Annotated in this window: 11 protein-coding genes; 9 read left to right on the forward strand and 2 right to left on the reverse strand. The window is 40.7% G+C overall.

Going from position 1 to position 21,230, the window contains the following annotated elements; genetic code table 11:
• Window positions 1-13: 13 nt before the first annotated feature.
• From ACOAOT_RS04845 to ACOAOT_RS04870, 6 genes are all read left to right on the forward strand, one after another.
• Window positions 14-787, forward strand: a complete 774-nt coding sequence (locus tag ACOAOT_RS04845) for a response regulator transcription factor (protein WP_420215941.1) — start codon at window positions 14-16, stop codon at window positions 785-787.
• A gap of 23 nt (window positions 788-810) precedes the next feature.
• Window positions 811-1,926 (forward strand): glucuronyl esterase domain-containing protein, encoded by a 1,116-nt coding sequence (locus ACOAOT_RS04850; protein ID WP_420215942.1) that lies wholly within the window; start codon window positions 811-813, stop codon window positions 1,924-1,926.
• A 292-nt stretch (window positions 1,927-2,218) separates the two neighbouring features.
• Window positions 2,219-2,419, forward strand: coding sequence for a UDP-N-acetylmuramoyl-tripeptide--D-alanyl-D-alanine ligase (locus tag ACOAOT_RS04855; protein ID WP_420215943.1), 201 nt, complete (start codon window positions 2,219-2,221; stop codon window positions 2,417-2,419).
• Between the two features lie 178 nt (window positions 2,420-2,597).
• Entirely contained in the window at window positions 2,598-3,530 is a 933-nt protein-coding gene (locus ACOAOT_RS04860) for an ABC transporter permease subunit (protein WP_420215944.1), read from the forward strand.
• A 54-nt stretch (window positions 3,531-3,584) separates the two neighbouring features.
• Entirely contained in the window at window positions 3,585-4,433 is an 849-nt protein-coding gene (locus ACOAOT_RS04865; RefSeq protein WP_420216656.1) for a carbohydrate ABC transporter permease, read from the forward strand.
• A gap of 14 nt (window positions 4,434-4,447) precedes the next feature.
• The gene (locus ACOAOT_RS04870; RefSeq protein WP_420215945.1) at window positions 4,448-6,205 is read left to right on the forward strand and encodes an extracellular solute-binding protein; all 1,758 of its coding nucleotides are present in this window, start codon (window positions 4,448-4,450) and stop codon (window positions 6,203-6,205) included.
• Window positions 6,206-6,229: 24 nt separating this feature from the next.
• Here ACOAOT_RS04870 and ACOAOT_RS04875 read toward each other — a convergent pair whose 3' ends face one another.
• Entirely contained in the window at window positions 6,230-7,792 is a 1,563-nt protein-coding gene (locus ACOAOT_RS04875; RefSeq protein WP_420215946.1) for a response regulator, read from the reverse strand.
• Window positions 7,793-7,795: 3 nt separating this feature from the next.
• Window positions 7,796-9,604, reverse strand: coding sequence for a sensor histidine kinase (locus ACOAOT_RS04880; RefSeq protein ID WP_420215947.1), 1,809 nt, complete (start codon window positions 9,602-9,604; stop codon window positions 7,796-7,798).
• Between the two features lie 333 nt (window positions 9,605-9,937).
• Here ACOAOT_RS04880 and ACOAOT_RS04885 point away from each other — a divergent pair, with 333 nt between their 5' ends.
• The 3 genes from ACOAOT_RS04885 to ACOAOT_RS04895 are packed head-to-tail and all read left to right on the forward strand — an operon-like array spanning window position 9,938 to window position 21,228.
• Window positions 9,938-17,251 carry an amino acid adenylation domain-containing protein gene (locus tag ACOAOT_RS04885; RefSeq protein ID WP_420215948.1) on the forward strand — a complete coding sequence of 2,438 codons (7,314 nt, stop codon included), beginning with the start codon at window positions 9,938-9,940 and terminating at the stop codon, window positions 17,249-17,251.
• Window positions 17,252-17,289: 38 nt separating this feature from the next.
• Window positions 17,290-19,062, forward strand: a complete 1,773-nt coding sequence (locus ACOAOT_RS04890; RefSeq protein ID WP_420215949.1) for a carbamoyltransferase family protein — start codon at window positions 17,290-17,292, stop codon at window positions 19,060-19,062.
• Window positions 19,063-19,083: 21 nt separating this feature from the next.
• On the forward strand, window positions 19,084-21,228 hold the full coding sequence (locus ACOAOT_RS04895; protein ID WP_420215950.1) for a hypothetical protein: 2,145 nt from the start codon (window positions 19,084-19,086) through the stop codon (window positions 21,226-21,228).
• Window positions 21,229-21,230: the final 2 nt, after the last annotated feature.

Here is a 21,230-nt window from a genome sequence, read left to right on the forward strand (position 1 = left end):
GAGGGGGAACGTTATGTACTCGGTAGTAGTGATAGATGATAATAAAATAGCAGTGACAGCAATTGTGAAAGCCACCAACTGGGAATCGTTTCATTGCCAGGTGACGGGAGTGGCTTATGACGGGATTGCAGGTCTGGAGCTGATTCATAAAAAGAATCCGGATATTGTAATCATCGACATACAGATGCCGGGATTTAACGGGCTGGATATTATAGAAAAGATCAAGCAGCAAAGACAGGACATGCAGTTTATTATTATATCCGGATACAATCAGTTTGAGTATGCACAGAGGGCAATCCGGTATGGAGCCAGCGATTTTCTCTTAAAGCCTGTTATGACGGAAGAAATGGAACAGGCACTGGAAAAGGCGGTGGGTACCCTTATGAAGAAAGAACGGTTTGCAGTTGAAAAGACGCCGGATACTCTGGAGGAGCGGATCCGCTTTATCAGACAGAAAAGTCAGGAGTATTCAACGGCAGTTTCAGAGGCACTGGATTACGTTGATAAGCATATTAATCATAATATTTCTCTGGGAAATATTTGCCGGGAGCTGTTAATATCAACCTCCTATTTCAGCAAGTGTTTTAAGAAAGAGACAGGGGTTGGATTTGTTAATTACGTCACCATGGTAAAAATGGAAAATGCCAGAATTCTTCTTAAGAACCCACAGAACCGGGTGAATGAGGTGGCACATATGCTGGGATACCGTGATTACTCCTACTTTTTCCAGGTGTTTAAAAAACAATTCGGCTACGCACCAAGTGATATCAAACTTTACAGTAAGTGAGAAAAAAGGAGATGCCAATGAAAATGCCTGATAATAAAAGAAATATACCTTCTGTTCTGACTTGCCTGGATGGAACAGAGGTGACAGATTGGGAAATATGGATGACAAAACGCAGACCAGAGCTGCTTGAGCTGTTTAAGAAAGAGGAATACGGTCGTTTGCCGGATTTAAGCGATATGGAACTTCATATCCGGGTGGCTGATTCCAGACAGTCTGAGGAGATTCTTCAGGGGAGAGCGGTGAGAAAAACCGTCGAGGTTTTAGCTGTCCGCAAGGGAATTCATTTTAGCTTCTGTTTCGTTGTATTCATTCCTACAGGTGCCATAAAGCCAGTGCCTGCATTTGTGACCGTATGCAATCGCGGGATCAAGGACAGCGACCCTGCAAGGCATTTTTTAAGTCCCTTTTATCCGGTTGAAACTATAATTTCCAGAGGATATGCCTGTGCTGCCTTTCGTACCCAGGAGGTATCCCCTGATTATGAGGAAGGCTTTACAACTGGATTTTCAAGGCTGTTTCCTGAGTATGTAACCAACAGGCCTGACGATGCATGGGGAGCAATTACCGCCTGGTCCTGGGCGGCAAGCCGGATTATGGATTACTTTGAGACAGAGCCTTTGATCGATGAGAGAAGAGTTGCACTGGTAGGACACTCCAGAGGCGGAAAAACGGCTCTTTGGGGAGCTGCACAAGACGAACGTTTTGCCATGGCTGTCAGCAGCTGTGCAGGAAACAGCGGAGATGCGCTGTCCAGAGGAGCAAAGGGGGAGAGAATTAAAGATATTTTAACCCGCTTTCCATACTGGTTTTGCAAGAATTATCAAAAGTATATAGATAAGGAAGAAACGCTTCCCTTTGACCAGCATATGCTGCTGGGATTAATCGTGCCAAGGCTGATCTATACCTCTTCCAAGACCTTTGATAAATGGGCGGACCCGGAGGGGCAGTTTGAATCTCTGGTACAGGCAGACCCGGTATATCGCCTGTTTGGAATTGAGGGACTGGAGACTAATGAAAAGCCTTTACCGGAGCAGCCGCTTTATCAGGGAAGGATCGGGCATCATTATAAGACAGGAAATCATGATATGGATGAATATGACTGGAATTGTTATTTGAATTATGCGGATATTCATCTTTAATAAATAACAGATATTAAAATACTTATTACATACAAAACAGGGTGAAAATTTGCTTTTAAGGATTTTCACCCTGTTTTGTGGATGATAAAAAACTCATAAATTAGATTGGGTAAAACGATATTATAAGTATAACACAAATGCGTCAATTCTGGAGCTCAAAGTGTATAATATTGGCTCATGGGTTGAAAATTATAAAAATATTAAATATACTAACACTGTATTGTGAATTATTAATTGAAATGGTTATATTGTGTAGTTGATCGGGGGATAAAGTTGCCTTAATGGAGGAAATATGAAATATAAAGGAAAAAGTGGTGCAGTAACAATTATAGGGGAAAATGTTTTACCTGTTAAAGTTTGTGATATAAAAAATGGCAGACCTAAAGTTAAACGATCAGAAACAGAGGATTATTATGAGTTTATACTTATCTATTCACTATTTCATCGAGTTAAAAAAAAATATGATAAAAAAACGCTTAAAGAGGTTAAATAGTTTTTACGGCAATGGCTTTCTGCTTCAGCAGGAGGCTGTTTTTTGTAATGCGGATTATGCCCCACGGTAAAATCTCTAATAAGTGGGGCAGTTTTGCTCTGATTTTGATGGTTAACCCAAAGACTCCTTTCTACTATAATAGTATTATTAAAGTAAGAAGCAGGAGGAAATGTGGACTATGAGATCATTATCAGCCGGAAAAACTCCAAGAAGCACGGTCCAGAGCCGCAGATTGTTCTATTGCATTCTGCCATTTATCATTCTTTGTTTTCTATTTTCTTATTTCCCGCTATATGGCTGGATTTACGCATTTTTTGACTACAAGCCTCCGTTAAAGCTTTCCCAGTGCGATTTTGTCGGCTGGAAATGGTTTAAAACCCTGTTTGCTAACAAGACGCAGATCGGACAGATGATCCAGGTTATGAAGAATACCTTTGCAATGAGTCTTCTTGGCATTGCAACTTCTATTCTGCCAATGGGATTTGCTGTTTTTTTAAACGAAATACAATGCAGGTGGTTTAAAAATCTGGTGCAGACGCTTACGACTCTGCCGAATTTCATCAGCTGGGTACTGGTATACTCGGTGGCGTTTTGCCTGTTTACTGACAGCGGAATGATTAACAACTTTTTGTTTAATCACGGTATGATACAGGCACCGGTTAAATTTCTTGATAGTGATGCACATACGTATCTGTGGATGACCATGTGGAATCTCTGGAAAGGCCTTGGCTGGGGAGCCATCATGTATCTGGCTGCAATTGCAGGGATTGATCAGGAGCTTTACGATGCGGCCCGTGTGGATGGCGCCAATCGGTTCCAGCTGATGAAACGCATTACGGTTCCATGTCTGCTTCCTACGTTTTTTGTACTGTTAATGCTGTCAATTGCCAATTTTTTAAATAACGGTATGGACCAGTATTACGTATTTCAGAATTCTTTTAATAAGACCCATATCCAGGTACTGGATCTTTACGTATATAACGTGGGCATGACAGGCAGCAGCTTATCACTGGCAACTGCTATCAGTATGCTTAAGAGTCTGGTCAGTGTCACCCTGTTACTTACTGTGAATTTTGTTTCCAAAAAAACCAGAGGTGAAGCCATTATTTAGGAGGGAAGAACCGTGACAGTAAGGGAAAGAATCTTTCATATCGTCAATTATCTGATGTTCGCAATCATCACACTGATTTGTGCATATCCGTTTTATTACATGATTATCAATACTATCAGCGCCAATGATTTAAGTGCCAACGGATTCATTAACTTCCTCCCAAAAGGATTCCATCTGGAAAACTACAAACAGGTGCTGGGGCTGCGTGGACTTTCTGCAGCTGCTGTGGTTTCTGTTGCCAGGACGATTTTAGGAACTGCATGTACCGTGTTTGCCTCGGCTTATTTAGGCTTTCTGTTTACACAGGAGAAAATGTGGCACCGGAAATTCTGGTATCGTTTTTTTGTGATTACCATGTACTTTAATGCAGGTCTGATTCCCATGTTCATTACCATGAAGACACTGCATCTGACCAATTCATTCTGGGTGTATGTGATCCCCACCATCATACAGCCGTTTTATATTATACTGGTAAAAACTTATATTGAGTCAATTCCAAAATCACTGCAGGAAGCAGCGGAAATTGACGGGGCTGGAATTCTTACTGTATTTGCAAGAATCATTTTGCCCGCAGCTCAGCCAATTATGGCGACCGTGGCGATTTTTGCAGCGGTTACCCAATGGAATTCATTTCAGGATACCTTAATCTATGTAACGGATCAAAGACTGTATTCTCTGCAGTATCTGTTATATACATACATTAATCAGGCCAGCTCCCTGGCAGCAATGGTGAGAAGCGGAGGGACAGGTGCAATAAGCGGGGCAGTTCTTGCCAGCAGGCAGACACCATCCTCCATACGAATGACGGTTTCGGTAATAGTCGTGCTTCCGATTTTATTTATTTATCCCATATTCCAGAGATTTTTTGTAAAAGGAATTATGATTGGTTCTATAAAAGGTTAAGGAGGAGAGGTAAGATGAGAAAGAAACAGATCAGTGTGATTTTGTGTGCAGTTCTGGCTGTCACCGCTGTTTTAGCCGGATGCAAAAAAGAGGCGTCTGTAGAAAATATGACAGGCAACAGCAGCTATGATAAATTAATTACGGTGGATGTATTTGATACTCTGGCTAATTATCAGGGAATCCAGAGCGGATGGTTTGCAAAAGTTGTAAAAGATAAATTCAATATGGAATTAAATATCATTGCTCCTAATGTGGCAGGCGGCGGAGATACATTGTTCCAGACACGCTCTGCAGCTGGGAATTTAGGAGATTTAATAATTACAAAAACCGAGAGCGGCCGTTTTGAAAATATGGTAAAAGCCGGACTTTTAATGGATATGGCCCCGCTTTTAAAAGATAAAAATGTATATAAAAATTATGAAGATGCAATTTTAAATATGAATAAGGGATTGGTAAAGGAGGGTGTTTATGCGATTCCCAGTGAAATTTCCAGTCAATCCCCCAACGTATCTGCAGATGGAATCGAGCCTCTGGTAGCCCCCTATCTTCGTTGGGACGGATACAAGGCAATCGGTTATCCCGAAATGAAAACACTGGAAGACATGATACCCGTGATGAAGCAGCTGCAGGAGCAGATCCCTAAGAGTGATTCCGGTAAAAAAACGTATGCCCTTTCTCTGTTTAAGGATTGGGATGACAGCATGATGATGATTGCCAAGAATTATGCTTCTTTATATGGTTATCAGGAAATAGGGTTTGTAATGGAAAAATACGATGGCAGTGACTTCCAGAATATCGTTGATTCAGACAGTTATTATGTAAAAGCGCTGCATTTTCTCTTTAATGCCAATCAGGAAGGGCTGATCGATCCGGAATCTACAACTCAGAACTATGATATTTTATCGGATAAATACCGTGATGGGCAGGTGCTTACATCATTATGGTCCTGGCAGGGGCAGAGCTACTATAATACACGGGAACGAAAAGAAGAGGGAAAAGGGATCATGCCTGCTTTCATTGAAGATATGGCACCCTATACCGATGGCTGTTATTCCATGGGGAATGGTAAGGCCGTTATCGCAATTGGCAGTCAGGCAAAAGAACCGGAGCGTCTTGCAGCTTTTATCGACTGGATGTATTCTCCGGAAGGAATGGAACTGGTAAGTCAGGCCAATGGTGCAGCGGGTCCTATGGGACTGACCTGGGAGATGAAAGACAATAAGGCAGTTTATACGGATTATGGCTGGAAGGCTCTTCCTAACAATGATGTGCCAGTACCGGAGGAGTGGGGCGGCGGCAGCTGGAAGGATGGAGTAAGCGCTTTGAATTATAAACCGTTAGCAATGGTGGATACGGACCCTGTAACCAATGAGCCTTATTTAACCACGATGTGGAGTTCCGTGCTTGAGATGAATCATACACCGCTGGATACTGACTGGCAGAAGTATGCGCAGGGAGCGAAAACAACCATCGAATTACTGGAAAAGAAAGGGGCTCTTTCGGTAGCGCCAGGTACTTCCTATATTCAGCCGAAGGAAGACTCCGATATCACAACGCTGCGGGGACAATGCAAGGCAGTCATTGTGGATGATTCCTGGAAAATGATTTTTGCAGCAGATGAGGCTGAGTTTGATTCGTCATTGCAGCATATGCAGGATACCGTGCATGGTCTTGGCTATGACCGGGTGCTGGAAGTGGATTTAAAGAATGCAAAAGACCGGGCTGCAACCAGAAAAACGGCAATGGATGAATATGCCCGCCGCCACAAATAAGATAATTACAAAGAGCTGTGTGGCTTACGGAGCGGACATTTTCATGTCCGCTCCGGCGCGGGATCTCCGGTATTCTGCCGGGCTGATACCGGTATATTTCCTGAACTTTTTATGAAAATAGTCCACATTTCCATATCCCACCATTTGTGCTATTTCATAGACTTTATAATGATCGTTCATTAAGAGACGTCTGGAGTTTTCGATCCGCACTTCATCTAAGTAGACATTAAAATTCTTTCCTGTGGTTTTGGTAAAAACTTTTCCAAGGTAGGAGCTGTTATAGCCAAACAGCTCTGCAATCGTACCAAGCTTTAAATCTTCCTGATAATTGTGACGGATGTACTGAAGGATGTTATCCAATACACTGGAACGGGTGGGAGAGCCGATGGCATTCATACACATCTCAAACTGAAGATTGAAAAAGTCCAGAATTTCGTAGAGATAATATTTCTCTTCTATTGTATAAATAATAGCTGCATTATTGGGAAACAGAGTATCAAGATTGCCATAACCATAAATAATACTGGATTTTACCTGGATCATGATATCCGCCAGGTAATGTCTGATTTTTGAAATCTCCAGACGGGAACAGTAGAGAGTCTGTCGAAGCTGTTCTAAAAGATCAAGAATCATATGACGGTTTCCAGACTGAATATAATCCGACAGTTGCTGTGAATATGTATTTTCGATGACAAAATCCGTTTCCTGTGGCTGAAATTCCAACGGCATATCTTTGTAACACAGCACATGCTGGTTAAAACTGCAAAAGAAGCGCCGTTCCATAAGCCTCTTTGCATCGTTGTATGATTTATGAATCTGTTCGATGGAACAGACCGGGTGACCGTAAGTAAGAAATAAACCGTCCAGAGGTGAACCTTTTTGTGGCTGGCTTATATAATGGTCTGCAAGCTCTTCAAAGCGTTTAATAGCAAAATCGCCTTTTAAAATAATGACGTTGTGGTTTCCGATCCGGATATGGTCCAGGGAATTGTGGTTGTGGTTAGCCAGACGCAGGATTCCGGCAAAATCCCAGGTTGCCTGAAAAGCCTCCTGATTGTAGCTGGTATAAAGTACAACCTGATAAACTTCGGCATCTAACTGCAGATCATGGCAGTCCAGCAAGGAATAACCGGCCTGATTGAGAAGAATATCATATAGAATAGATTCTCTTGCCCGATCCCGGTACTGTATCATCCTTTTTTGTTTTCCCTGTTCTTCTAAAATCAGGAGTCTGGCATCCAGGACCGCTTTTTCCAGTTCCTGCTCATCAATCGGCTTCGTGAGATAGCAGGTAACCCCGAAACGCATGGCTTCCTGAGCAAAAGAAAAGTCAGAAAGTCCACTAAGAATGATGAATACACCGGCAAAGCCATTTTCTCTGGCAAGTTTTACTACCTCCAGTCCGTTTAAGTGGGGCATACGTATATCAATCAGAACAACGTCAGGCTGTAATCCTATGATCTGGTCCAGAGTATCCTGACCGTTTTTGCATTCTCCACAGATGGTATAGTCAAGAGAAGACCAGTTTAGCAGATATCGGATGCCTTCTCTAACATCTATTTCATCATCAGCGATTAAGAGCTTCACGTTTTAATTACCTCCTGTATGTTTTTTTGCAGGAATCACCATGGTTACCAGGGTTCCCATCGATTTTTTACTTCTGATAGTAAGACCGTATTCAAATCCATAGTATAGTTGGATTCTCTGGGTGATATTATAAAGTCCGATTCCGTGGTAGGAATTATTGGGGGGACGGTAAATTGACTGGTTTAACCGCTTTAGCTCCTCAGGTGTCATACCGCAGCCGTTATCAAATATATGAATGCAGAGTGTTTCGTTCATCAGGATGATTTTCAGGATGATTTTTCCGTTTTGTTCTACCTCCTCCAGGCCGTGGAGGAGCGCATTTTCAACAATGGGCTGTAAGAGCAGGGGCATAATCTGGTAATCCATAGGATCTAGCTGAGGGCTGATTTTCAGGGAATAATTGACGCGATCGTGAAATCTTAACTTTTGAATACTTAAGTAGGTTTCAATATAGTCCAATTCCCGGGAGAGGGAGGTTACTGAAGTGGAAGTGTTTTCCAGTACATAGCGCATAGATTTGCCTAAGAGCTTTATTCCATTCGCCACTTCTAAGTTGCCAGCTTTTAATGAACGCATACGTATGGTCTCCAGTGTATTGTAGAGAAAGTGAGGATTGATCTGACTGGAAAGCATCTTAAATTCCATCTGTTGTTGTTTATTGATTAAATCCTGGGTTTTAAGCTGTGCCTGATAGACGGAAGTTTCTTTATTAAGAATTTCATGGATCATCAGCTTTAAATCAAAAAATACATCAGAAATTTCATCTTCGCCGTGAAAGTTGTCCGCAATTTCATAATTACCCTGACTGGCCCTGTGCATGCATTCTCGAAGAGTAATGATACGGAGACTGAAGTAATGGGAAAATACGCAGATAAACATGCTGGTAATAATCAGCACTAATGCCAGGATAGCCAGATAATTACTGCTGATCCGGTTTAAATATGGGAATCCGTCATAGCTTAGGGAGGCCATGTAAAAGCTGTCTTCGCAGTAGGCTGGAGAGAGGGAGGAGACACAACCGATAACAGTTCCGTTTTCTAACGCTATTTTTCCTTTATAAGTGCCTGTACAGCTGCTTTTGCCCCAACCCGCGTATCTTTCCAGTCCTGGGGTTTTCACCTGTCTGTCACTGGTATAAAATATGCTGCTGTCATTGAGCCATATGACTGTATGCATGGAGCTGTTTTCAATGCGGTTTCGTATGTGGTTATTGCTGACGGTAAGCTTTAAGATGGCATAGCTGTGAACCTGGGGCAGGAAGATGCGGGTATACAGGCAAAGGTTGCGCGTTTCGGTGTTGTATCGTTGGTTTTTCTCCAACTCCACTGTCCAGAATGGGGTGATAGACGAGGAAGCGCGTTTAAACCAGGGTTGGTTCTGGAGATTGTTTGTAATGGGATGGATGTGGGGGCTGTCTGTAATGGTGGAATTAAAGGTATACACAGCAATGTCATGGAGGGAGGCATCACCGGAAAGAAGTGTATCAATCCCCTTATAAGTGCTTATGGCTGATTTGCTTTCGCTGACGGCAGAGTATTTGGTGTTTAAAAGTATAATTAAATTCTGGTCAGAGACCAGGATCTGGGATTTGTTATAGACGTTTTCTGTTAAATCCAGAATCAGAGATTTTACCCGGAGATTATCGGAATAAGTCTGTTTGGAATAGTGGTCAAATAATTGGGTTCGGGTATGATAGATGAGATAACTGCCTACCGTTGTGATAGGAATAAAAATGGCAATAAAAAAGAACAGGTACAATTGCTTCTGCACCCGGATCTTAGTAAAAATATCCATGAACCGTTTCTTACTCATACATACCCACCCTTTAACCGTTGCCCCTTGTCTCTATTATTTATATCATACCGCCTTTTGAATGGAAAGGAAAGAATTACGACTAAAATAGCAAATTTATTACATCAGCAAACAGACTGAGATTTCTTGTACAAGCCAGGTATACCAGCTAAGGAGCATGCTTTTGCCAATAATTTTAAATTGTTTTTTTATATAAAATATCAATAATAGGAGTCGAATAATGCGATTTAAAAACGTTTTATATTTTGGTTATAGGTAGTACTATAGTGAAAGTGATAAAAAATTATCAAAAATCCAAATATTCGCATTGATATAAATGAGGAGGTAGAAACAATGGATGAGAACAACAAAGAGGTGGTAAACGGAATAATCAGGTGGTTGAGGGATTATTGCAGTACTAATTTTGATATCGGAGAAATGCTTCATGATAAGAAGATGCCCCATGATTTTTTACATGCAGCAGGCGATAGAGGGCTGTTTGGTATCAGAATCCCACGAATTTATGGCGGTCTGGAATTACCAATGTCTGAAACAGTGAAAATAATTGACCAGATTTCAGCTATTGATGTTAACATAGCTACATTTCTTATAGTCCAGCATACATTCTGTTATCCTATCTTATTATACGCAAAACCACTATTCCGTGATTTCTATTTACCCCAGTTTGCTTCTGGAAGATGTTTGGGGTGTTTTGCTCTCAGTGAGCCTGACGCAGGTTCAAATCCAAGAAAAATAAATACAAGTATAATGCCCGCAGAAAGAGGTAAATGGAAGATCAACGGAACGAAATGCTGGATCACGGGCGCAGCTACAGCAGATATGTATCTTGTTTTCGGACGTCATGATGAAGAATCCGGTTATAAAGGAATCAGTTGTTTTGCAGTTCCCAAAACGACGCCGGGTATTGAGATACAGAATTCTCTAAATATGTTAAGTATTAATGGAGTTGGATTACGGACGATTGTCTTTAAGGATGTGGAGATAGGTGAGGAATATCTGATTGGTGAATTGGGAAAAGGCATGATTGCAGCGGAAAGCGGATTGCTATTTGGACGATTATTTACAGGTCCTGTCTGCACAGGAATCATGAAACGATGCAGCCAGTTTATGAGTCGCTATGCCTCAAAGAGAAACATTGGTTCAGGGTTGTTACTGGATAGTCCGGTAACAGCTGCCAGATTGAGAGAGATTGATATAGCAGTGACAAGCATAGAGGCAATGGATTCATTTATTGCTGAAAAAATAGACAACAATCAGGAGATACCAGAAGATTTTGCAATTGCCTGTAAGGTATTATCGTCTGAGCTTGCCTGGGAAACTGCGGATAAATCAGTGCAGCTGCTGGGGGCCAGAGGGCTGGATGAAAAGAACCTGGTTGCCCGGATTTTATGTGATACCAGGTTTTTCAGAATTGGAGAAGGTCCTACAGAGCCGCTGTTAATGAAATTGGGAGTAACATTGGCATTGACAAATTCAAAATTAATGAGGTATCTGCGGGACGATATGCAGGTAACAGAAGTGTACGACAGTCTGACAGAAAACATAAATCAGTTAAAAAAGCTGATCAAAGAAAAAGATATCAAGAAAGAAATGAGGGGCGTCTTATATTATGCAATTGGTAAGGCAGGCATGTGGAGTTTTTTGGAAGCAGCGCTTATATGCCAGGCAGATAAAAAGAAAATTGAAAATGTAACCGTTGCAATTGACTGGATAAGAAATAAAACGGCACAGATATTATGTGAAGTACGGTGCGATATTTATAATGTTTCTATTGAATCAGCCCATTTTGACAAATACAGAAAATACTACGATGACAGTATAGGGACGATTGAGGAGACAATGCCGCATAACAGAATTTACATGGATGATTTTCTGAAATGTTCTCCTGTATGCCCCGATTCCTCAATCAATGACAAGAATAATGACAATACGATTATTGATTCATTCCAGAAACATGTGGTAAGTCATGGAGAAGCTGACGCCATTATAGACCCGGAGCATGTGATTTCTTATAAAGAGCTGAATAACAAGGTAAACAGAATGTGTTTCATTTTAAAAGAAAATGGAGTAATGCCGGGCGATGTTGTAGCAATAGCCATGGACCGGTCAGCAGCGCTTATCATCAGTATGTTAGCTGTATTAAAAAGCGGAGCAGCCATTTTGATGATAAATGTGCAGGATCCCAAAGAGCGCAGCCAGTTAATGTTTCATAAAGCAAATGTAAAACTTGCTATAACAACAGAAACTGCGAGACATCTTGTACCTGAAGAATCAATACATGTACTGTGTGCTGATAGGAATCTGGTATCGGAAGAAATTGAATCAGAAGAATTTCCAGATATGGCTGAGCCTTTTGCAATTGCTTATATAGGTTTCACGTCAGGGTCAACAGGGGAACCCAAGGGAGTTAGGGTGAATCATAAAGCTATCCTGAGCCAGATATCAGCCAGATCTGAGAGCGTGGAGATAAAAAACAGTGACAGAATCCTGCATTCGGTGGCTCCTAATTTCGATATTGCCCTGTGGGAAACATTAAGCCCCTTTGTATATGGCTGTTCCATTGTTTTAAGTAACGAAAAAGTATTTTGCTGGGAGCCTCGGAAAATTATTGACTTAATTACAAAATTTGAGGTGACTCATATACAGGCTACACCCACGCAGCTGGGACTGCTTTTAGATAACTTAACTCCCAATACAGTACATAAGTTAAAATGTGTTTTTTCCGGAGGGGAAGTATTGCCAGACACTATAAAAGAACAGTTTAGAAGCAAACTGCCAGGCGTAGAACTGATTCATTTATATGGACCTACAGAAGCAGTCATTGATACTTGTTATTGCAAACCTTTATCTGAAAAAGATTATTTCATGGGAGAAATAGGGCTTCCGTTCTCTAATAAACAGGTATATATCCTCGATGAAGGGGGCAGTGCTGTTCCCGATAATACTCCTGGAGAACTTTATATAAGCGGAGAGATAGGGCAGGACTATATCAATGATATTGCTCTGACAGAAAAGAGTTTTCTCAAAACCATTCTTCCAGATAATTCGGAAACTGTAATGTATAAAACCGGTGATATTGTCAAACGGACACCATCAGGAAAAATACAGTTTTTATACCGTATGGATGATCAGATAAAAATAAACGGAGTGCGCATAGAGGCAGGTGAAATAGAAACTACGCTGGGAAGATTTCCTGGAATGGGGCAGGTGAAAGCAGTTGTCAGAAAAGTAAAAAATAATAAGGTTTTAGCAGCATATTATACCTCGGAGAATGATTCCATTATTAATGAAAATGATCTTCGGGATTTTGCTTCTGAATACCTTCCGAAGACGATGATTCCTTCTAAGTTTATTCAGATAAAGAAATTTCCGGTCACATCAACGGGAAAGATAAATGTTAATTTACTGCCTGATCTGGCTGCGCCGGAAATAAATGAGAGCATGGTTATTAATAAAACTGAAAATCATATACCAGACACAATAGCTGGAATCTGGAAAGAATTATTAGATATCCCGGTACTGGATGAGTCCGCTGACTTTTTTGAAATGGGCGGAAATTCATTAATGGTAATTCAGCTGCTTACCCGCATATGGGAATTATACTCAGTTGAAATAGATGTAATTGATTTTTATGAGAATCCAACCATAAAAGGGCTTTGTCAAAGGATAACTGGCATGCAGAAATCAGCTGCTCCATATAAAAAGGAAGTGCTGGCCGGTACTCAGAAAAATTATTGGTATCTATATAAAATGAATGAAGATTCACCTGCATATAACTGCCCGGAAGCGGTACGGCTGAATGGAAAACTAAATGTGGGATTTCTGGAGTGGTCATTGAATCAGATTATAAACCGTCACGAGGCATTGAGGACTTTGTTTGGGGAAGAGGAAGGAGAGCCATTCCAGCTGGTTGTTCCAGAAATAAAATATGAGCTGCCTGTTGCAGATCTTTCTAAGGAAGAAAGCAGACAGGAAGAAAAACTAATTCAATTACTGGAAACAGAAGCCTCACGTCCCAAAAAACTGGATACCGCACCTTTGTTTACTGCTAAATTATTTAAGCTGAATCATAACGAATTCGTTTTCTTTTGGAATTTTCATCACATTATTGCCGATGGCTGGTCATCAGCGCAAGTGTTCACCAGGGAATTAAATGAACTTTATAAAGCCAGATGTGAAAACAGGGAACCTGTCCTGCCAGAAATAGAGATGCAGCCAATTGATTATTTAAAATGGAGGAAAGAAACTGATACATCTCAAAGACTTGAAAAACAGAAAGATTACTGGCTGGAGGAATTAAAGGATGCGCCCTCTGAAGTGGATATGACATTGGGGAGGGAACCCGGGTTAGATCAGCATGATTTAAGGGGTCACAGAGCAGTATTTAAGATACCAGATCCCATCTATGATTTACTCAAAGTATATTCTGCCAAATATAACATCAGCAATTATCATGTACTGGTAACTGCTTTTGCATCATTAGCCCATATTCTTAGCGGACTGGATGATATTTGTCTGGGGACTGTAGTTGCAGGACGTAAAAACTCCCGGATTAATCATGTTATTGGTAATTTCGCAAATGTTGTAGTTCTAAGGTGTATTTTTAAAGAGGATTCTACAGTCCAGATGCTTGTGGAGCAGATGAAAAATAAAACGCTCAAAGCCTTAGATAACTCGGATATTCCTTTTGAAGAAGTTGTATCGTCCTTAAAGCCAAATAGAGATAAATATAAAAATCCACTTTTTAATATTTTTTTCTCTCTTTTTAACGGGAAAGAGGAGATGCTGAATCTCTGGGGATTAGAGAACCATAAAATCCCCATGGACCCTGCAAATGCACGGTTTGATTTAAGTATGGCAATGTTTGAAGTACATGACAGGCTGGAGGGATACGTGGAGTATAAGGAAAGCCTTTATAACGAAAAAACAATTGAGCGTATAATCAGATATTTTATTAAAATGCTGACATTTATAATCACATCACCAGAGCAATGTGTTGATCAAGCAGAACTGGTAGACGAAGAAGAAAAAGACTTACTCTGCAGGATCTGGAATGATACTTATGCATCATTTCCAAGAGAAACCTGTATGCATGTAATGTTTGAACAGCAGGCACAGAGAGTCCCGGATAAAACCGCGGTTTGTTTTAATGGAAACAGTCTTACCTACGGGGAACTGAATGCCAGGGCAAATAAGCTTGCCCGCTATCTTAACAGAAACGGCATACAAAAAGGTTCGTTTGTAGGGATATGCGCCAGAACATCCATTGAAATGATAGTAGGAATTCTGGGGATCGTAAAAGCAGGTGCTGCATATGTCCCGATTGATCCTGTTTTACCCCAAAATCGTGTCCGGTTTATGTTAGATGAGACGGACTCAAAAATAGTTGTTACCCAGGCGGAGTTCACTCAATCACTGTTAAAAGATAAGAATACAATCTGCCTTGATACACAGTGGGAAGAGGTTGAAAAAGAAAACGGGGAAAATCTGAATTTGTCAGTCTCATCAGATCAGATTATTTACATGATTTATACATCAGGTTCTACGGGAACTCCCAAGGCAGTAAGAACCATGCATTACAATGTGGCGGCTCTTTTGTGCAATACAAATCACATGCAGCCGGAAGAATCTGACCGGTTTCTAAAAATAAATAATTTTGCATTTGATATATCCACATGGGAAATATGGACCCCCTTGATTTATGGAGCCACTATGGTGATAATGCCAGATGACATAAAATTAAAGCCATTGGAATTTGCAGAGTTTGTGGATAAGAATGAAATAACAATGGCATATCTGCCGACTGCACTATTTCACGCGATTAGTATTGAATTTCCGGCTGCCTTTCGCAAAATGAGGTTTCTGATAGTTGGCGGTGAAGCTTTGGATCCAACCAGGGCGAGAGCTGTTTTGAAGAACGATCCGCCTCAAAATTTCATAAATGCATTGGGACCAACAGAGGTAACCTGCTCCTCCGCCTTTTATGAGGTGCATGATTTACCGGAGAATGCGCTTACTGTTCCAATAGGCAGACCCATATCAAATACACAATTTTATGTATTGAATTCTAAAATGAAGGTACTGCCGGCGGGTGTGACAGGAGAATTGTTCATTGGCGGAGCAGGCGTATCTGATGGATATCATCATAGACCTGATCTGACAGAAAGAAATTTTATACATAATCCATTCGGGCATGATGAAAAGTTCAGCCGTATCTATAGGTCCGGAGATCTGGTTCAATATAATGAAGATGGCAATTTGATTTCTAAGGGAAGAAAAGACCACCAGATTAAAATCCGCGGATTCAGGATTGAAATTGGAGAGATTGAAAATGCGATTCGGGAACATGTGGCTGTTAATACAGCGGCCGTAGTGGTAAAGGGGAATTGTCAGGATGATTACCGGCTGATAGCATACATTTCTTTAAAAAGTGGTTATGGGGAAACTTCTGCAGATGCTGTAAAAAAACATCTTCAGAGCAGGCTGCCATACTATATGCTGCCATCTGTCATTCAGATTTTAACCTCACTGCCGACCAATAAAAATGGAAAAATAGACAGAAAAAAATTAGATGAGATTGATATCTCAGAGAGTAATATACGAAATACGGTCAGGTATCCCAGGGACATAGAGGAGATAAAGTTAGCAGGAATATGGGAGAGAGTAACAGGATCAAAGGCTCCGGATATCCAATGTGATTTTTTTGAATCAGGTGGAGATTCGTTAAAAGCAATTCGATTTTTATCTTTAATTGAGAAGGAGTTTTCCGTTCAGCTGCCTATAGAGCTGCTGTTTGACCATGGAACAATTGAGGAGCTGGCCACCATAATAAGAAAGAAGAGCAAAGCTGCTGGAAGTATGGCTCTTATATCTTTTAATGGCAAGAAAGAAACGGCTGATCGCCCTTTGTTTTTGGTTCATCCTCTGAGCGGAAGTTCTATTTGTTACAATCAGTTTTCGATGCTAGTTGACAATCCTGTATTTGGTTTGCAGCAATTAGGCAATAACCAGATAAAAGACAATAAAATAAATTCAATAGAGGAACTGGCTTCTTATTATCTTGATAATATTCATGCTGTACCAAATAAAGAGCCCTATCTTCTGGGCGGCTGGTCTATGGGCGGATTAATATCATTTGAAATGGCCAGACAGCTGGAAAATAAGGGACACATTGTAGATAAAATTATTCTGTTTGATAGTGCTGCTCCAGGGAAATATCAGGCGGAACTTGATATGCGCGCAATATTAAAACGGTGCCTGGAAGAAGCCATGGCGCAGTATGGAGTGAAACCGCAGCTGGATTTCAGTCAGATCAGCCCAATGGATGCTGATGGATTGTATGAAATTGCACTAAAAGAGTTAAAAACCAGTGGTGCACTACCTGTGGATACAGAAGTTATTGAATTAAGGGAATTAGTTGACACTTGTACTAAAAATGTAGAGATGCTTAATTCCTATAAAGGTGGGAACGTAAACAGCGACATTGTTCTTTTACATCCCCATGCCTCGATTCAAATTGGCTGGGAGAACTTTACCAATGGAAAAGTCGAACTGCTTGAAACAGATGGGGATCACATGTCCATGATTTTTGAACCAAATGTTCAAAAAGTGGCGAAACTTCTGAAGAAGTACTTAAAGAGTAACTAAAGTAAAACGCGATATTATGTCAGAAAGAAGGAAACTATATGAATATTATAGGAATTTCAGCGTATTTCCATGATTCTTCATGTGCATTAATTCAAGATGGGAAAATTATTTGCGCAGTATCAGAGGAGCGTTTTTCCCGTTTTAAAAACGATTCCAGACTTCCGGTCAGAGCGTTTCGATACTGTCTGGAAGCTGGTAATATTAATATTACAGACGTTGACTGTGTTGCATATTATGAGGACCCATATAAAAAGCTTTCTCGTCAGATGGAATACAATTTCAATCAATCCAACGATAAAGAACTTAACTGGATCGATTGTCACAGACCTTTCCGTGAAATCAGGGAGATTTTAGGTTACGAAGGAGAGATAAAATATTATGAGCATCATCTTTCACATGCTGCAGGAAGTTATCTTTTTTCGGGCTTTCAAGATGCCGCAATATTAACCACAGACGCAGTGGGGGAATGGGATTCAACAACCTTTGGAGAAGCCCATGGCCTTAATATAAAGCTTCACGGGGGTATCAAATATCCCAATTCTGTTGGGCTGTTCTATAGTGCAATGACCAATTATCTTGGATTTAAGGTATTAAGCGGTGAATATAAAGTGATGGGTCTGGCGCCATACGGAAAACCGGTGTATGCAGAAAAACTCCGGACCCTATATTCCATGCCCGGGGAATTGGATTTTAAGCTTAATATGAATTACTTTGACTTCGGACAAATAGAAAGAATGTATACGGATGCATTGATTGATTATCTGGGCATCAAACCCCGTGTACCTGAATCTGATTTAAAGCAGGAACATAAGGATCTGGCAAAAAGCTTACAGGTTGTGTTGGAAGAAATTCTTTTAAAGCAGGTGAGGGAACTAAAAGAAAAAGTCAATTCTTCTAATTTATGCCTTTCTGGTGGTGTTGCGCTGAATTGTGTGGCAACACATGCAATTCGGGAGGCCCGCATATTTGATCATATATTTGTCCAGCCGGCAGCAGGGGATTCAGGCTCTGCCCTTGGAGCCGCGGCACTGGCTTATGTTGAAACGAATGGATATGAACATGGATGTGAGCCATTAAAACATGTTTACTTAGGACCTCAATATAATCAGGAGTATATTTATAATATCCTGAGTGCAATGGAAATGGAAGCAGTTGATTGCAGAAATAACAGTAAAAAATTAAATGAAGAAGTAGTCAATCGACTGGTTGACGGTAAGGTCATTGGCTGGTTCCAGGGACGTATGGAATTTGGACCCAGAGCACTGGGAGCAAGAAGCATACTGGCAGATCCCCGTGATCCGGTTATGCGTACCAGGCTAAATGATCTGGTTAAGAAACGTGAGAGCTTTCGGCCATTTGCCCCAGCCATACTGGAAGAATATGCCTCACAGCATATCGACATGAAGATGACTTCCCCTTTTATGCTGGAGACTTGCCAGGTGCAGTCAGATATTGATTTACCGGCAATTACACATGTAGACAGTTCCTGCCGTCCCCAGACAGTTTCTGCTGAAACAAACCCTAGGTTCCACGCACTGATTACATCCTTTTACCAGCGGACCGGCTGTCCAATTCTGGTTAATACCTCCTTTAATGTCCGTGGAGAGCCCATTGTATGCAGTCCCATAGATGCGTTAAGATGCTTTGGCAATTCTGGAATAGATGTTCTGGTATTAGGAGATTTTATCATTGACAGAACTATGCTGTCGGAGAATTTTATTGAAATGGCAAAACATGATTTTGAATTTATTAAACCGCCGGAAGACTTATTTAATGGAAGAAAAATAGAAGCCATTTATACTTTTATCTGATGGAAAAAAGGAGTGAATCAAATGAGAACTGAAAATTCAAGTATTGCAAAACTTACCCAAGCGTTACAGGTAGAGGATGAATCCGGGTTAGAGTTGTTAAGGCTTCTGCAGCTCCACCTTTTTGGACGATTTGATAGAGATGAACAGGACAATATGATTAGTAATATTCCAAAATCAGATGCTGATGAGGAGGGATTTCATGCAATAGGGACCTGGCACCCGGTGAGACAGAACGATGAGGTTATATTTAAAAGAAAGGAACAGATGGATTCTGTATTTTGGGAGAGTACATGCGATCAGTTCCGTCTGAGAAAAAAAGATGGTGATAAACGGGTTTGCTTAATTGGAGAATCAGCTGCTGCCGGAATGTTTTTCACCCCATACATAACGCCTGCCAAAGCATTAAATAATTATTTAAAGACGGATGGGAATTATTCGTGGGAAGTGATTGACCTGACAAGAAACTGCATGAATGCAGGAGCATTGATTGAAACCTGTGAGCATGCTCTTCAATTAGAACCGGATTACATCGTTATCATTGCAGGAAACAACTGGTTCTCGGATATAATGGTTGAGCATAACGGACCATTATCACGCCGCAGAAAGTATGTGATGTCTTTGGAAAAAAACGGTGTGGAAGGTGTTATTACTGCCTACCAGGAAAGCGCTGGAAAACTTGCAGATCGTGTTATGTCTCAGATAGACAAACTGGCATCTAAAAGCCCGGCAGAATTTATTTTTGCAATTCCGGCACTAAACTATTCAGACTGGGTAAGAAGGGTTCCATTGCATTGGCTGAATAACGAAAAAACCATAAAATGGTATGAATATTATAAACTAGCATCAAAAGCACTGGATAAAAAAGAGTATCAGGAAGCGTTTGATTATGGAAAGAAAATGATTGAAATTGATAACGGGAGTAACTCTGCATCATCCAGAATATTAGCGGATTGCTGTATTGCTTTGGGAAAAGACAAACTTGCTTATGAGTATTGCGTCTCAGAATGTGATAATTCACTTATATTTGATGAAATAACATCATTTCCAGCTGTTCCCTCATATGTGAGGAAGAAATATGAGGAGAACAATGGGATTTGTCCTCATATAAGGTTTTTGGATTTTGAACAGGTTCTGGAAGAATATTTTGGCACCAAGGTATTAGGAAAAGAAGTATTCGTAGATTATTGTCATTTAAATCCGGAAGGTTTCCACATCGTGATGGCGCCTGTAGCAAACTTAATTTTATCCAATGAGAAAAACACCAGGGAGGATTGGATATCCTTAGTGAAACGTACGGCTCCTCTCAAAACAAATCAGTCACAATTGGCGGTCTCATATTTCTGTACAGCTTTATATAATACTCATTTAAACAGACCAATATCTGATAAATCAGACGTAGACTGGTATAGCGGACTATTTCAAAAGGCAGTTGACAGTGACAGATCAGTACTGGAAATTATGAAACTATATATAATGGGGAGAAGCTGTGAAAAAGGTTCAGGATTTACGTTAAGTAAAGCAGGGCAGAAGCTCTTTGCACTTATGAATTCACCTTTAGATTTTCCTGTTGCCCAGGAAGCTCCAGGCGCTGATGCTTTAACTGTGGAAGCCATATGCAACACTTTAGAAAATAACGGGTGGGATGGAAACGGTTTATTAAATGATTATCAGAAGCCTTACATACAGGCCCTGGAGAACGGGGTTGATTTAACTGAACCGGCATATATTGAATGGTTAAATTCTCATCTGAAGATGTCTATGGATTCAGAGAACGGAACACGAAGAAGATTACCGTATTATCAATCATGGTGGCCACGCTCATTCTTTACCTTAATTGCAGATGGAGAACACGATTTATCACTGGATCTAACATGCCGATTACCTGTTGAAACACCGGATCAGAATCATGATCCCGTTAGAATTCTCATCAATGACCAGGAGATTAAATCGGTAACTGGGCAGCCAAAGTGGACGAATCAGCACATTGATATTCCGGCTGAAATGCTAAATAAAGGATTTAACCGGCTTGCTATTGAATGGCCGATTATTGATCAAAATGAATCACAAAGAATATCACAGCTGGCTGAGAGATATTATAAGGGGCTAAAGGTTGATTTTTTCCCTGTTTTGGGAGAAATTCATTCACTGATCGTGCGAAAGGTGTGAAA

The organism is Lacrimispora struthionigena (assembly GCF_048627165.1).
Lineage (GTDB): Bacteria > Bacillota > Clostridia > Lachnospirales > Lachnospiraceae > Lacrimispora.

Bases quoted from the DNA above. Each gene is read 5' to 3' on its own strand.
- ACOAOT_RS04880 (WP_420215947.1), bottom strand. From the start codon at position 9,604: ATGAGTAAGAAACGGTTCATGGATATTTTTACTAAGATCCGGGTGCAG.
- ACOAOT_RS04860 (WP_420215944.1), top strand. From the start codon at position 2,598: ATGAGATCATTATCAGCCGGAAAAACTCCAAGAAGCACGGTCCAGAGC.
- ACOAOT_RS04855 (WP_420215943.1), top strand. From the start codon at position 2,219: ATGAAATATAAAGGAAAAAGTGGTGCAGTAACAATTATAGGGGAAAAT.
- ACOAOT_RS04895 (WP_420215950.1), top strand. From the start codon at position 19,084: ATGAGAACTGAAAATTCAAGTATTGCAAAACTTACCCAAGCGTTACAG.
- ACOAOT_RS04865 (WP_420216656.1), top strand. From the start codon at position 3,585: ATGTTCGCAATCATCACACTGATTTGTGCATATCCGTTTTATTACATG.
- ACOAOT_RS04850 (WP_420215942.1), top strand. From the start codon at position 811: ATGCCTGATAATAAAAGAAATATACCTTCTGTTCTGACTTGCCTGGAT.
- ACOAOT_RS04870 (WP_420215945.1), top strand. From the start codon at position 4,448: ATGAGAAAGAAACAGATCAGTGTGATTTTGTGTGCAGTTCTGGCTGTC.
- ACOAOT_RS04885 (WP_420215948.1), top strand. From the start codon at position 9,938: ATGGATGAGAACAACAAAGAGGTGGTAAACGGAATAATCAGGTGGTTG.
- ACOAOT_RS04890 (WP_420215949.1), top strand. From the start codon at position 17,290: ATGAATATTATAGGAATTTCAGCGTATTTCCATGATTCTTCATGTGCA.
- ACOAOT_RS04845 (WP_420215941.1), top strand. From the start codon at position 14: ATGTACTCGGTAGTAGTGATAGATGATAATAAAATAGCAGTGACAGCA.